This is a genomic window from Hymenobacter cavernae (assembly GCF_014641455.1).
GTDB classification, from domain to species: domain Bacteria; phylum Bacteroidota; class Bacteroidia; order Cytophagales; family Hymenobacteraceae; genus Hymenobacter; species Hymenobacter cavernae.
Window position 1 is genome coordinate 99,860 of the sequence record NZ_BMHT01000005.1, and the last position, 13,155, is coordinate 113,014.

At 58.3% G+C, this 13,155-nt stretch carries 12 protein-coding genes; 4 read left to right on the forward strand and 8 right to left on the reverse strand.

What is annotated here, in order from left to right; genetic code table 11:
• Positions 1 to 35: 35 nt before the first annotated feature.
• The 4 genes from IEX74_RS14040 to kaiC form a co-directional block, all read right to left on the reverse strand.
• The gene (locus tag IEX74_RS14040) at positions 36 to 1,754 is read right to left on the reverse strand and encodes a PAS domain-containing sensor histidine kinase (protein WP_188814646.1); all 1,719 of its coding nucleotides are present in this window, start codon (positions 1,752 to 1,754) and stop codon (positions 36 to 38) included.
• Positions 1,747 to 2,076 (reverse strand): circadian clock KaiB family protein, encoded by a 330-nt coding sequence (locus IEX74_RS14045; RefSeq protein WP_188814647.1) that lies wholly within the window; start codon positions 2,074 to 2,076, stop codon positions 1,747 to 1,749. The genes IEX74_RS14040 and IEX74_RS14045 overlap by 8 nt, the downstream gene beginning before the upstream one ends.
• Before the next feature lies 1 nt (position 2,077).
• Positions 2,078 to 2,377 (reverse strand): circadian clock KaiB family protein, encoded by a 300-nt coding sequence (locus IEX74_RS14050; RefSeq protein ID WP_188814648.1) that lies wholly within the window; start codon positions 2,375 to 2,377, stop codon positions 2,078 to 2,080.
• Positions 2,378 to 2,461: 84 nt separating this feature from the next.
• Complete coding sequence (gene kaiC, locus IEX74_RS14055; protein WP_188814649.1) at positions 2,462 to 4,171, reverse strand: circadian clock protein KaiC; 1,710 nt, start codon at positions 4,169 to 4,171, stop codon at positions 2,462 to 2,464.
• A 568-nt stretch (positions 4,172 to 4,739) separates the two neighbouring features.
• Here kaiC and IEX74_RS14060 point away from each other — a divergent pair.
• The 3 genes from IEX74_RS14060 to IEX74_RS14070 all read left to right on the forward strand — a co-directional run bounded on the left by IEX74_RS14060 (position 4,740) and on the right by IEX74_RS14070 (position 5,880).
• On the forward strand, positions 4,740 to 5,174 hold the full coding sequence (locus IEX74_RS14060) for a BLUF domain-containing protein (RefSeq protein WP_188814650.1): 435 nt from the start codon (positions 4,740 to 4,742) through the stop codon (positions 5,172 to 5,174).
• 82 nt (positions 5,175 to 5,256) lie between these two features.
• Positions 5,257 to 5,523 (forward strand): antitoxin VbhA family protein, encoded by a 267-nt coding sequence (locus tag IEX74_RS14065; protein ID WP_188814651.1) that lies wholly within the window; start codon positions 5,257 to 5,259, stop codon positions 5,521 to 5,523.
• A gap of 78 nt (positions 5,524 to 5,601) precedes the next feature.
• Positions 5,602 to 5,880, forward strand: a complete 279-nt coding sequence (locus IEX74_RS14070) for a circadian clock KaiB family protein (protein ID WP_188814652.1) — start codon at positions 5,602 to 5,604, stop codon at positions 5,878 to 5,880.
• A 50-nt stretch (positions 5,881 to 5,930) separates the two neighbouring features.
• Here IEX74_RS14070 and IEX74_RS14075 read toward each other — a convergent pair whose 3' ends face one another.
• Both IEX74_RS14075 and IEX74_RS14080 read right to left on the reverse strand, forming a co-directional pair.
• The gene (locus tag IEX74_RS14075; protein ID WP_188814653.1) at positions 5,931 to 7,841 is read right to left on the reverse strand and encodes a PAS domain-containing sensor histidine kinase; all 1,911 of its coding nucleotides are present in this window, start codon (positions 7,839 to 7,841) and stop codon (positions 5,931 to 5,933) included.
• A gap of 73 nt (positions 7,842 to 7,914) precedes the next feature.
• Positions 7,915 to 8,367: a BLUF domain-containing protein gene (locus tag IEX74_RS14080; protein WP_188814654.1), complete on the reverse strand. Its 453-nt coding sequence runs from the start codon at positions 8,365 to 8,367 to the stop codon at positions 7,915 to 7,917.
• Positions 8,368 to 8,649: 282 nt separating this feature from the next.
• Here IEX74_RS14080 and IEX74_RS14085 point away from each other — a divergent pair, with 282 nt between their 5' ends.
• Positions 8,650 to 9,093, forward strand: coding sequence for a DoxX family protein (locus tag IEX74_RS14085; RefSeq protein WP_188814655.1), 444 nt, complete (start codon positions 8,650 to 8,652; stop codon positions 9,091 to 9,093).
• A gap of 158 nt (positions 9,094 to 9,251) precedes the next feature.
• On the opposite strand, the gene IEX74_RS14090 is transcribed toward IEX74_RS14085, so the two are convergent.
• Positions 9,252 to 10,757: a M28 family peptidase gene (locus IEX74_RS14090; protein WP_188814656.1), complete on the reverse strand. Its 1,506-nt coding sequence runs from the start codon at positions 10,755 to 10,757 to the stop codon at positions 9,252 to 9,254.
• Between the two features lie 175 nt (positions 10,758 to 10,932).
• Positions 10,933 to 13,134 carry a penicillin acylase family protein gene (locus tag IEX74_RS14095; RefSeq protein WP_188814657.1) on the reverse strand — a complete coding sequence of 734 codons (2,202 nt, stop codon included), beginning with the start codon at positions 13,132 to 13,134 and terminating at the stop codon, positions 10,933 to 10,935.
• Positions 13,135 to 13,155: the final 21 nt, after the last annotated feature.

Sequence of the window (13,155 nt, forward strand, 5' to 3'; positions counted from 1 at the left end):
TCAGCAGCTTACCTTTTCAATAGCTCCAACCTAGGTTACTGTTTGAAGTACGCCGTGAAGGTGGAGCCCATACCTAGCTCGCTGGTTACTTCAATGCGGCCGCCGGCATTTTCCATGATTTTTTTCACCATGTACAGCCCAATGCCAGTGCCTTCCACATGGTCGTGGAAGCGCTGAAACATGCTGAATAACTTAGAGTTATCAACCGTGTTCAGACCTAGGCCATTGTCCTGCACATCCAGCACGGCATAGTCATCCACGCTGCGGCACCGGATGCGCACATACGGTGGGCGCTCCGACGAACGGTATTTAATGGCGTTGCTGAGCAGGTTATACACTACGCTGCGCAGGTTTTTTTCGGAGAAGTTAACCGTCGGGCATGTCTGCACGTCGATATCCAGCTGTACGGCCGACTCCCGGAGCAGCGGCGTCAGATCCAGCAGAATCTCCTTAATAATGGTTTTCAGATTGACCGGCGTAATGGGCTGGTTGTTTTCTTTTTGCAGCTTAATCACCTCCGTTAGGTGCTCGATAGTGCGCTTGAAGCGGTCGACCGAGTCCTGCATCATATCGGTGAGCGGCTGCACTTCCTCGTTGCTCACAATATCGGCGGGCAGCTCCGACAGCAACGCGTGCAGCAAGCCCTCAATGTTGTTGATCGGCGCTTTCAGGTCGTGCGAGGCCGTGTAGATGAAGTTATCGAGGTCGGCGTTGATGCGCTTTAGCTGCTCGTTATTCTCCTGCAACAGTTTCTGCGCTTGATCGATACGCTCCTGGGCTAGCTTCTGCTCGTGAATATCGGTGCAGGTACCAACCCACTGCACAATCTCGCCGGTTTCGAAGCGCGACGGCAGCGCCCGACCTAGCATCCAGCGGTAATTACCCGCTTGGTCACGAAAGCGGCACTCTATCTCAAACGCGTTGCCGGTTTGCAGGCAGTGTTCCCAGCACGCCTTCACGGGCGTCACGTCGTCGGGGTGCAGGTACTGCGGATGCAGCCACTGCATTGTGGGCAACTCACGCTTCTGCCCAACGTAGTCGAACCAACGGCCATTGAAGTACGTCACCCTTCCCTCCGAATCGGCTGTCCAGGCTATTTGCGGAATACCTTCCAGAATGCGGCGAGTTTCGGCGGCGGCTTGCTCCATGAGTAGCCACTCGGCCTCCTGCCGCTTAAGCTCTTCGTTTTTATGGGCAATCAGTGCGTTTTTTTCGGCTACCAGCGCCTGAATGGCCTTGATCTTTTCCTGCGCTGATAAGTCCGTCACAATCACCGCCAGCACGGGTGTGTCGTTGAAAGCCAGCAAATTCATTGACACCGACGAGGGCAGCAGCGAACCATCGGCCACTTGCAGCGGCAGTTCGCCTTTGCCCTTACCCGTCCAGCCTTGTGCCACCAGCTCCGCGCAATACGCCTGAAAGCTAGCCGGCACGAAGCTGCCAAAGGAAGCCCCGATTACCTCCTCCAGTCCGCGTTTCAGCCAGCCCGCCAGGCAGGCATTGCAGTACAAGATGGTGGCATCATGGCTCAGCAGCAGCGCCCCTTCGTTCATCTGCTCGATGAGGGTGCGGTAGCCTTGGTCGGCGCTTTGCAGCGTGAAGATCTGCGGGCCGTCGGCGCCCTGCACCGCCAGTGCATCCACAGCACCCGTGCGGATGGCCGTAATCAGCTCCTCAGCCTCTTGCAGGCGGTAGCGCAGCTCCTGATTTTCCTGCGCTAAATTCCCGTACCCGTTTGTGGGGTCTTCACTCATGACCATTTTCACGTAGAGCACCAGGAAAAATACCTAGGGCCGTCAGCACCTGTTCACGCTCCGATAAGTCGCCAATCAGTCGGCGCAGAGGCACAGGCCGCTTCTTGATGAGCGTCGGCGCCGCAATGATCTGCTCCTGCCGGGCTAGGTCAGGCTGCTGGTAGATATCAATGATCAGCAGCTCGTAGCGCCCTTTCAGGTGCTGCTCGCAGATTTCCTTGATGTTGCGCACAGCTCGCGTGGAGTTGGGCGTGGCACCGGTAATAAACAAATGAAGTACGTACTCAGCTGCCGTCTGCTCCAGACTTCCTTCCCCTTCCATTCTACCGCGGACCTTTACCTTCCAGTGGCCGGATATCCAGCCCGACCAGCACGCGTTCCTGGTTCGACAGGTCACCGATAATTTTGCGGATGGGCTCCGGTACCTTGCGCACCAGCGTCGGGATGGCCAGAATCTGGTCGCCCTCCGCTAGCTGCGGATGTTGCAATAGATCAACGACTTCGAGCTGGTAGCGTCCTTTTAAGAATTGTTCGCAATACTTGCGCAAGTTGGCTAAGGCCGTCACTGACTTGGTGGTTTGACCGGCTACGTACAAACGTAATTCCCAGGTTTCCTCTTCCATGAATGGGGTAATGTTGGCGAGTCCAGTCTTTTATGACAGCACTAGTAAATTAAAACTGAGCAGGTGGGTAGTCAGTAAACCTAGCTACTCCTTCTTGGCGGGCGTGGCAATCTGCTTGCGGCCTTCCGTTAGCTTTTCCAGCCGCACCTGCTCCTCCTGATTGATTTGCCGCAGCTCTTCTTCCACCGATTCGAACTCCGTCCGGAGGTTGTCGATGGTAGCTTCCAGCACGCGGCGCTTGCGCGCCAGTTCCCGGTCTTTGCGTTCGGCTTCTTGCTGGGCAGCCAGTTCCTGCGCCTGCTCCTGCATCTGCTGCGTGAGGCGGCCGGCGCCCGTCACGATGCCGCTCGGGCCAATCACAACGTCGAGCAGCTGAATGCCATGATCTGTAACGACGAACTCACGCACTTGGTTGGAATGCGCCATGCCGCGAGCCTTCAGAATGCTGATGCCGCGGTTTCGCTCGCCCACGCCTTCTAAGTCGCGCACACTGATCCAGGTATCCACCAGCGACGAAACACCTTCTTCCGTCATTTCCTGCTGAATATTCCGGCCGTTAATCAGCGACGTGAACAGCGCGGTGATGTTGTTCACTTTGAGATAATCAATCAGGCGAGTGAGCATGCTGCGCACCTCGGCAATGTTGCCCACGGTCACCAAGTTGCTGATGGGGTCGATGACGACGGCATCGGGCCGGAACTCGCCGATGAGCTTGTGCAGCGTGACCAGGTGCTTTTCTAGCCCGTTGAGGGTGGGCCGGGAGGCTTCGATGCGGAGCAGCCCTTGCTCCACCCACGGACCTAGGTCGACGCCCACCGAGCGCATGTTGCGGATCAGCTGCTGCGGCGACTCTTCGAAGGCGAAGAACAGGCAGCGGCGCTGGTGCCGGCAGATTTCATTGGCGAAGCCAGCGGCAAGGGTGGTTTTGGCCGTGCCCGCCGTGCCCGTTATCAGCACGCTGCTGCCTTTGTAAAACCCTTTACGTCCGAACATTTCATCCAGGGCCGGAATGCCCGTGGACACCACCTCATCGGATACTTCGTGAGCTAGCTTCAACGACGTAACCGGCAGCACAGAAATACCTTCTTCGGTAATCAGGTACGGGTATTCGTTGGTGCCGTGGGTGCTGCCGCGATACTTCACAATACGCAAGCGGCGGGTTGTGATTTGGTCGATGACGCGATTATCGAGCAGAATCACGCAGTCCGATACGTACTCTTCCAAGCCCTGCCGGGTCAGGGAGCCTTCGCCGCGCTCGGCGGTGATGATGGTAGTAACGCCCTTGTCTTTGAGCCAGCGAAACAGCCGCCGAATCTCGGAGCGCAGCACGGCCTCGTTCGGGAAACCCGAGAAAAGCGACTCGATAGTATCGAGCACCACCCGTTTGGCCCCGATGGAGTCGATGGCGTAACCTAGGCGGATGAACAAGCCTTCCAGGTCGTACTCGCCGGTTTCCTCAATCTCGGAGCGGTCGATGTGTACATGGTCGACTTTCAGCTTTTTTTGTGCCTGTAAGCCGGGCAAATCAAAACCCAGCGAGGTTACGTTAGCGGCAAGCTCCTCCCCCGTTTCCTCGAAGGCCATCAGCACGCCGGGCTCATCGTACTCCAGAATTCCGCGCACCAGAAACTCGATGCCCATCAGGGTTTTGCCGCAGCCAGCGCTGCCGCACACCAGTGTGGGGCGGCCTTTGGGCAGACCTCCTTCTGTAATCTCATCCAGCCCTTCAATGCCGGTTGGGGCTTTGGGCAGCTGAGGCAGGATGGCAGCAGAAGAAGTTATAGCGTCTTGCATAAAATGGAGAAGTCTTGAAAGAAGGTAAGCTCATCCGGAACAGACTACCGGATGAAAGCCAGATCGGTTCAAAACCGGGTTGACGTGTTATAGTAAAGAAAATAAGCGCGCAGATGTTAGCTGAACGACCACTGCACTGTGTTCTGCCAAAGAGGGCTTGCCTGGGTGGTACGGCAAAAACAATCCCTGCGGCAATGCGCAACAAGGACAATCGGATGGCCCAACGAGTTTCAACCAACGCTCGGCCAGGTCGCACTTTAGTTACACTAGGCCCCTAGGTCATTAAAGGTACTACTAAAAATGCAATGGGTAATTGGAGCCGCCGTCGTGGCCGACAGCAACGGCGCAGCAGGCACTGCGGAAGTACAACCTAGGTTTGCCGCTATTGCACAAAGCCGTTTTTTTAAATCTGTAGAGGTCAGGCAGCTGCCTTGCCAGATGCGATTATTATGCTGGGTGCCCGGCTAATTCAGTGCCGGTTTTCATCTGCTGCGTAAATTGCCCCGCCAAGTCTGGTTTATCTCTCCTTTCTCCAAACAGACAGCCACCGTGGCGGTCCGCTCTTCTTATGGCTCTGCACCACATCATTTACCTCAGTACGGCCATTAGGCAAATGCCCGACCCCGACCTACAGGAACTGCTGACGCAGGCGCGCTCGTTCAATGCCGCCCACGATATCACGGGAGTTCTGCTGTACCACAAGCAAAATTTCGTGCAGGTGATTGAGGGCGATGAGGCCGTAGTGCGCCCGTTGTACGAGCGCATTCGCCAGGACGCCCGCCATACCGGCGTGATGAAGCTGGCCGATAAAGAGCTGGCCCACCGTAGCTTCGGCGAGTGGTCGATGGCTTTCCAGCCGGTAGATACCAGCGCGATGAATACGCTGGCCGGCTTTGCCCACCCCGAGCAACTCGCCCAGCACATCGGCACCGATGAGCAAGGCGCCTCGCTGCTGGCCCAGATTGTGCACCTGACTTTCCACCAGGACTCGGAGTTGCGGTAAGCCGACGCGCCGCGGTGCACTCGTAAAATAAAAATGCCTACGAGGTCGATACCAGGCCGGCGGTGCTGCGTTTGAAGCTGGTATGGCTAGCAAGTATTTCAACCCTTTCCCCCCGGATTTATCTGCTGAGGAGCTGGCGGCCCGTCAGCAGCGGCAGCGCCAGGCCGAATGGGGCGTGGCAGTGGCCCAGCTAGGTGGCGGCGAACTATCGGCTTACGTGCTGGCCGATTTGCAGCGCTACATCGATGGGGAGCTGACGCTGGATGAGGTTGCAGAGCTGACGAACCGGCCTAATTCGCTTTCACCCGCTTATCAGGCTCTGGTCACGCGCGCCAAATTATCGGAGTAGGTGTAGAAGATCTATCGAAGATCGAGCAAGAGAAAATGCCCTAGGGCGCAAATGATCGGCCAACGGCCTATTACGCGTATGGAGTTAAAGCTATTCGTAGCCGGTGATGGACCCCGTTCGCGCCAAGCAATTGAGACTATTCAGGGAATCTGCGACGAACATCTTGCCGGACGCTGCAAGCTGACAATCATCGACTTACAGCAACACCCGGAGGAGGCCGACAAGGAAAATATCGTGGCACTGCCTACGCTGCTGAAAGTAGCGCCGCTACCCGTGTGCCGATTGATAGGCGCGCTGGCGGTAAAAAGCCGGGTGTTGGCCGGCCTCGGCATTGATGCGGGTGGCACTACAACATAAGCCGGAACCTAGCTTTCCATTCGCCTGACATGACATCCTAGCTTACCGGCTCATTCAAACCAATAGACGGTGAAGGCAGTCCCCTCGCCGAGGGTACTCGTTACCTCCAGGTGGCCGCCGCGGCTGCTGATGATGCGCTGCAACAGATACAGCCCCACCCCTGCGCCCGCCAGCTGCGGGTGCTGCCGCTCAAAGAGCTGAAACGCGGGGTCGGAAGCATCTTTTAGCCGCATACCCAGGCCGTTATCCTGCACCATCAGCACAGGCTGCCCGACCGGCGACAAGTGGCTGGCGACCGTGATATGCGGCACTCGCTCGGGGTGCGCAAACTTGAGCGCGTTGCTGAGCAGGTTGTGCAGCACGCTCCGCAGGTTGGCGCGCCCGTACACCAGCGTAGGAGCCGCTTCGAATTCCAGGATGATATTGGCCTGCGCCTCCTGAATCTGGGTTCGCAGGCCGAGCAGCACTTCTTCGGTCACGCCAGCCAGCTGAATTGGCTCGGTGGGAGCGGTGAGCTGCCGCTGCGCCTGCACCGTGGCCGCCAAATCGTGCAGCGTGGTGTCGAGCTGTTGCAGGGCTTCATCCACCATGCCAAGTATCACTTCCTGCTCCGGGTCGTCGAACGAGGCCGTGCGCCGCAGTTCGTCAAACAACCCCCGCAGGTTGTGCAGCGGCTGCTTCAAATCGTGCGAGGCGGCGTACACGAACGTGTCCAGGTCGCGGTTGGTGCGCGCCAGCTCGTCGTACTGCGTTTGCAGCACTTCGCGCAGGCGGTGCTGATCGTCGACATCGGTGCAGGCGCCGAACCAGCACGGCCCGCGCTCATCGGTGAGCTGCCGCGCCCGGATGAGGTGCCAGCGGTACTGCCCATCGTGGCGGCGCATCCGAAAGAGACCCTCGTAGCTTTCACCAGTAGCCACGCAATGTATCCAGCGGCGGGCGGCTCCTGCCTGCTCAGCCGGATCGAGCAACCCAACCCAGCCCGTAGGACCTAGCTCTTCGCCCGTCAGGCCAGTGTACTCGGCCGTGTGCTGGTTATAATAATCAATCAGGCCCTCGGCGGTGGCAGTCCAGATCAGCTGCGGAATGCTGTCGGCCAGAAAGCGTAGCTCGGCTTCGCCTCGGCGTAGCGCGTCGGCCAGCGCGCGCTGGTCGTGCACTTCCGTCATGGCCCCGTGCCAGTATGCGGGCTTGTCGGGTTTATCGTGGGTGCCGTGCAGTTCGGGCAGCGCCCGGCTCAGCAGCCAGCGGTACTGGCCATCGTGGCGACGCAGGCGATATTCGTAGCTCCAGCCGGTTCCGGCGGCGCGGGCGGCTTCCGACTGGTAGAGCACGCGCAGCCGGTCGTCGGGGTGAATCAGCAGCGGCCAGATGGCATTCAGGTCGGCCGTGGGCGGCTGCCCCGTGAAGTAGTACCATTGTGGGCTGACGTATTCGCACCGCCCGTCGGCATCGACGGTGAACGTGATTTGCGGGGCTGTTTCGGTGAGCACACGCAGGCGCGCATCAAGGCGGCGCGTTTCCAAAGCTAGCTCGTGGGCCCGCTGGCGGGCTTCCTCCTGCGCCGTCACATCTACGGCAAACAGCAGCAAGCCGCGTTCTTCCTCGTTCTCGCTCTGTATCGGCTCAAGGGCCAGGTCATAGTAGCGTGGTGTCGGCGCATCCCCAGCAGGACCAGCAAGAGGCAGGCAATAGCCTTTAGCCACATACGGGCGCCCCGACTGACGCACCTGCCGCATTACCTCCAGCAAATCATGCGGTATCACTTTGGCGTGCTCGGCGAACGGCTGCCCCTCGGGCGTCTCACCACCCAGCAGCGCCTGCATCGGCGCATTCACAAACCCATAGCGCAGCTCCGGACCTAGCAACGTAGCAATGCCGGCGGGCATGTGTCGCAGAATGTCTTGCAGCTGTTGGTCGCGCATAGCAAACGGGCGGGAGAAAAGAGAGGCGGCGGACATCAGAACGAAGGCTTTTTAGAGCTAGGAGCTCTGGTTGGCCTAGAAATGGGGGATGGAAAAGAGGGGCGCGTGGTTAGACTGATGCCGTAACCGAATCTTGCGAACTAATACCAGGTCCGAATACGGCCTGCCGTACCAGATCCACGAGCATCGCGTCGGCAATGGCGAGCGTACCCGGCATAGCAGGTACCTGGTGCGGCAGAAAGAAGCCGGCCAGCTCGTGAAATGCTTCCGACTCCAGGGGATGAAAAGCCATGGACCAATCGGCAAAGCTGCGCTGCTTAATCGACTTTTCGACCAGCTTGTGCACGTGCGAGTGCCGACCATCGCGGGCAATTTTCTGAAACAGCGCTTCAATAACAGCCGGCTCGCCTTCGATGAGCTGCGCAATGTTGCCGTGACTGTAAAACAGGATACCGGTCACGTTGTCGCGGGCATTGTCGCGCCGGCACTGAGCCAGCAGCTCCTGCAAGTCTTGGTCAGATAGCGGCCGGACGGCCCGGCTCATATAAACGAGGTGATTCATGCAAGTTAAAAACGAGTCAGCCGCGCGGGCAAGCTCAACTGTATCTGAAAGGTGCGCAAGGTACGGAATAGCCCTAATTTAAGTTCTGCAACCCTGCCCACAACACGGTCCGATGACCTAGGTTCCGGGCCGCCGGACTACGCGCAGCCAGTCCCATGCTTAAGTTGCTGCTCTCCCGCAAAATTATAGCCGGAACAACGCCTTGGTCACGCTTGGTTCTCTGCACCAGGTTCGTTACCTTACAATTATGTAAACGGTCATTCGTCTCCTCACCTCTCAGCCATGGAAACCACCCACCAGTTCCCCACCCCCGTATCCCTCCACCCCGTTGCGCATCGGCACCTAGGGTTAGGCATCACCCGCATCATTCTGGGCGTTTTCCTGCTGATAAAAGGGATGCTGTTTGCCGAGTATGCTTCCGACGTTTTTCAGGTGGTGAGCACCACGCCTTTCCTATCGACGCACTACAGCAAAGCGACTATGCTCGCTGGCATTACGCACCTGATTGGCGGCGCGCTGCTGACCATTGGCTACCAGACCCGCATAGCGGCCCTCTTGCAGGTTCCTATTCTGCTCGGCGCTGTGTTTTTGGTTAACATGCGCAATGGCATCCGCCTGGATAATATTGAGCTGTGGATTTCGACGGGTGTGCTAGCCTTGCTCATCCTGTTCATGATTAAAGGCGCCGGCCGCCCCTCGCTCGATGCCGCGCTGAACTGCGAATAGCTAGGTCTGGCTGTAATTAGCCAGAAATAAATAAAAATGAGTCAGGCTGAGCTTGTTGAAGCATCTCGACCGCAGTAGTAATTAGATTACTTTAGCGGGAGAGATGCTTCAATAAGCTCAGCCTGACTCGTTTTTATTTAGCTAGCTGATCGTTTCCTTTACCGCTCCAGCTTGAAATCTTTGTCCGGCGTGGGGCGCTGGTCGCGGTTGGCGACGGTCCAGCCGGTCAGGTAGATCCAGCGGGTTACGTTGGCCAGCTTCGCAATGTTGATGCGCTCGGGCTCGTCTTTGGGCGTGTGGTAATCCTTGTGCAGCAGCGTCGTGTAGCAGATCGACGGAATACCTAGGCGGGCGTATGGCAGGTGGTCGCTGCGGAAATACCAGCCTTCCGGGTGCGTGGGTTTATCCCACAGCGTATCAAGCTTGAACTTCGGGCCGGCCTGGTTGGCGGCCATAGCTAGGTTCACGAGGTCGGCGGAGTTGCGGTGCGGGCGCTGCGAGCCGAGCAGGGCGGCGCTGTCGGGTGCGTTGCGGCCGATCATCTCGGCGTTGAGCACGGCCACAATGGCTTCGCGGGGCACCGTGGGCGTGGCCGAGTAGTAGCGCGAACCGATCAGCCCGCGCTCTTCCGCCCCATGATACACGAACAAGGCCGAACGGCGCGATGGTTTTTTCACGAAAGCACGCATAATGGCGAGCGTGCCGGCCGAGCCGGTGGCGTTGTCGTCGGCGCCGTTCCAGATGGAGTCGCCGTCGATGGCCTTGCGCACGCCGTCGTGGTCCTGGTGGGTGCTGAACAGCACGTACTCGTTTTTCAGCTTGGCGTCGGTGCCGGGCACTTTCGCCACGATGTTCACCGAAGGATAGAGGGAATTTTCCACGTTGATGTTGGCCGTAAACTGCTGGCCGGCCTGCTGTACCCACGCTAGGTCGGTGGCCGGCAGCCACACGGTAGGCGCCTGTTGCGGCACTTTGGTGTTGGGTCCGCCGGGCAAGTCGTAGCGGCCCCGCTCGTAGCCGGTGCTCCAATGCACGAACAAATCCTGCGCCCGTGCATCCGAAACGTAGACCACAGCTACAGCACCAGCCTTTACCAGCTCCGCCGATTTATCGCGCATGGTCATGGTCATGTAGCGCCGAAAGCTCAGATCAGCAGGCGGCGTACCCGAAAACAGGATGGCTACGGCCTTGCCTTTGATGTCGACTTTGGCCAGTTCGGCGGGCGTGCCGGTGCCCACAAACACGAGCGGCGCATTCACCGTGGCGGGGCTAGGTGCCAGCACAAATGCATCTTGGCCGTGCGTGAGCTTGTGGCTGCCAATGCTTAGCTGGCTGGTCTTGGTGATGCGCAGGTGCTGAATATTGAAGAACTGGAAATATGTGCCGTCGTCGCCGGCGGGCTGCGCTCCAATGGCGCGCATCTGCTCGGCTATCCAGGCGGAGGCTTTCAGCTCATCGAGCGTGCCGCCTTCCCGCCCCCGGAAATGGTCGCCGGCCAGCGCGAATAAATCATGCTTCAGGTCAGCTTCGCGAATGGCATCTATGGCGTTGGCGGAGTTGGTCTTGCTGGTTAGCGAGGCCTTTTTCTGGGCAAAGCCGCTGAGCGGCAGAGCTAGGCTGAGGCCCGTCAGCAGCCCAAGCGTAATCTTGTTGAGTTGTTTCATGCGTGAGGAGAAAGAATAGAGTTGGTTGTGGTATTGAGCCGTTGTAGCGCGAAGCTCCTGCTTCGCGCATCGTTGAGCGATAATCGTTGGTGCAGTATCTGGTTTGGGTCGTTCAACGATGCGCGACGCGGGAGCTTCGCGCTACGACGTTCTGACGAGGCGCGCTACGACCGCCTTACAGCTCGCCGGGATAGTACGTTTTCTCGGCGTGCTGCCGAACGTCTTCCGGGTAGAAAAGCACGTCTTTGAAGTTCTCTTCGCAGTATAAAGCGGCTTGATCGGTGAAGTGCGGCGAGCTGGGATGGCTGCTTTCCCCACCCGTGAGCACCGACCTAGCTTTGATGCGCGGCCCAAACTCAACCACCGCAATAAAGCTGTTACCGACGGTGCCGTAGCGCTTTTTGGTGCCTGCTTGCGTCTTCGAGCCATACGCCGCCAACGAACCCCACGCCGATGAGGTAAAAGCCACCGGTAAGCTAGGTTTCTGGTCGTCGTAGGTTTCTTCGAGGTTGCCGGTCAGGCGCTGAAAGCGGTTCACCTCGCCCCAGGGCATTTTCCAGGTGCCAAAGTCGTGGGTCAGCTCGTCCAGAGTTTCTTGCAAGGCCGTTACTTTCTCCTGCGGGTTAGTATTGCGGATGGTGAACCCAGTAAACGCAATGTAGTCTAGCTTCTGATCGGCAGCCACGCGGCCGCGGGCCAGCCGCTGAAGGCGCTCGGCCCAGTAGATAGCCAGCGTTTGGGCCACCGAGGTTTTGCTGTAGCACTTGTTCCAGTCGCGCAGCAGCTTCATGGCTTCCACTATGTCGCCCTGGGGCGGATTGGCGCCGTCGGAAACCGACTGAAAATCGGAAACCAACGCGGGTATCAATTCCTCAAACGCAGCTAGGTGCGGGTCTTTGGCGGCCGCAATCAAGGTATCCAGCGTGAACACCGACCTGCGGCTCAGCACGCGCACGGCATTGATGCCGCGGTAGTTTTCGGCGTCGGGCGCCATGTACAGCGGAAACTGCTGCTTCGAGGGGCTGCTCGGGCCCGACACGGTAAAGGGCGTCGAGTTGCAGTTCTGAATCCAGCCGCTGGCCGGGTTGTGCACTTGCACCAGTTCTTCTACTTTGTGCAAGCCCTGCCACTCGGTTTTTGGGTTGCTGCCATCCACGGGCTGGCTCCAATCAAAGCTAGGGTCGCGCTTGGGCATGAAGTTGCCGTGCCAGTAGGCGATGCTGCCTTTGCTGTCGGCGAATATGGTGTTGTTGGAAGCGTTGCCGTTAAGCTTCATCACTTCCCGGAAGCTCGCATAATCGGTGGCTTTGGTGCGCAGGTACGACTGTTCCAAGGCTTCTAAGGGCGTATCCATCATGCGCACCGTCACCCACTTGTTATCCGTTTGCTGGCCAACTACCGGGCCGTGGTGCGTGCGATAGGTGGTAAACTCTTTTCGCAGCGTTTGGCCGTCTTGCTTGTAGGCCAGGCTCACTTTCTGCACTTGCACCGGCCGCAGCTTCTTGCCGTAGCGGTAGTAGAGCTTGCCGTTTTTCTCCTCAATGGTTTCCAGGTATTCGTCCATCGAGTCGGCGTTGCTGGAGGTGTGCATCCAGCCGCAGTTCGGGTTGAAGCCTTGGTAGACAAAGAACTGTCCCCAGGTCACGGCACCGTAGGCGTTCAGGCCCTGCTCGCTCGTCACCTGCACCTCGGGGCGGAAGTAGAACGACGTGTGCGGATTAATCAGCAGCATGGCGTGACCGGTGGCGGTACGGGCAGGCGCAATGGCAAACCCATTCGAGCCCACCGGCTCCCGATCTAGCTTCTCGAAATCGTTGTCAATCCAAGAAGTCGATTTGCGCTTCTGCCCATAAAACGCCTTCATGCGCTCCAACGACACCACGCTGATGTTGCCGCCGATGCTGCCTTCGCTGAACATGAGCGGCATCCAGGGCTGAAACCGCGTCAGCAGCTTGGGCTTCACGGTGGGGTGCGTGTAGAGGTAGTAGTTGGTACCGGCAGCAAAGGCATCCAGCAGCTGCTTCATCCAGGCCGGACTTTTCTTGTAAATCGAAATAGCTTGGGTGCTGTCAAGGAAAAGCCTAGCCCGCAGATCATTATACAAACCGGCTTCGCCTTGTACTTCGGCAAGCCGCCCGATATTGGTGATGTAGTTGTCTTCTACCCGCGCAAAATCGTCTTCGCACTGCACGTAGAGCAGGCCAAATACCGCATCGGCGTCGGTTTTGCCGTATACGTGCGGCACCCCCCAATTATCACGTACAATCGAGATTTGCTTGGCTTGCTGCTGCCAGCGGGCAATTTCGTCGGGCTTGAAGGCTTGCGCCGAAACGCTGAGAGAAGCGAATAGAATAAGCGGCGTGAAGAATTGTCGCATGGTTTAGTTGTGTAGGAAGTA

What these genes read in the sequence shown, in the direction of transcription:
- IEX74_RS14040 (WP_188814646.1), bottom strand. Translation starts at nt 1,754, where the DNA reads ATGAGTGAAGACCCCACAAACGGGTACGGGAATTTAGCGCAGGAAAAT.
- IEX74_RS14045 (WP_188814647.1), bottom strand. Translation starts at nt 2,076, where the DNA reads ATGGAAGGGGAAGGAAGTCTGGAGCAGACGGCAGCTGAGTACGTACTT.
- IEX74_RS14050 (WP_188814648.1), bottom strand. Translation starts at nt 2,377, where the DNA reads ATGGAAGAGGAAACCTGGGAATTACGTTTGTACGTAGCCGGTCAAACC.
- kaiC (WP_188814649.1), bottom strand. Translation starts at nt 4,171, where the DNA reads ATGCAAGACGCTATAACTTCTTCTGCTGCCATCCTGCCTCAGCTGCCC.
- IEX74_RS14060 (WP_188814650.1), top strand. Translation starts at nt 4,740, where the DNA reads ATGGCTCTGCACCACATCATTTACCTCAGTACGGCCATTAGGCAAATG.
- IEX74_RS14065 (WP_188814651.1), top strand. Translation starts at nt 5,257, where the DNA reads ATGGCTAGCAAGTATTTCAACCCTTTCCCCCCGGATTTATCTGCTGAG.
- IEX74_RS14070 (WP_188814652.1), top strand. Translation starts at nt 5,602, where the DNA reads ATGGAGTTAAAGCTATTCGTAGCCGGTGATGGACCCCGTTCGCGCCAA.
- IEX74_RS14075 (WP_188814653.1), bottom strand. Translation starts at nt 7,841, where the DNA reads ATGTCCGCCGCCTCTCTTTTCTCCCGCCCGTTTGCTATGCGCGACCAA.
- IEX74_RS14080 (WP_188814654.1), bottom strand. Translation starts at nt 8,367, where the DNA reads ATGAATCACCTCGTTTATATGAGCCGGGCCGTCCGGCCGCTATCTGAC.
- IEX74_RS14085 (WP_188814655.1), top strand. Translation starts at nt 8,650, where the DNA reads ATGGAAACCACCCACCAGTTCCCCACCCCCGTATCCCTCCACCCCGTT.
- IEX74_RS14090 (WP_188814656.1), bottom strand. Translation starts at nt 10,757, where the DNA reads ATGAAACAACTCAACAAGATTACGCTTGGGCTGCTGACGGGCCTCAGC.
- IEX74_RS14095 (WP_188814657.1), bottom strand. Translation starts at nt 13,134, where the DNA reads ATGCGACAATTCTTCACGCCGCTTATTCTATTCGCTTCTCTCAGCGTT.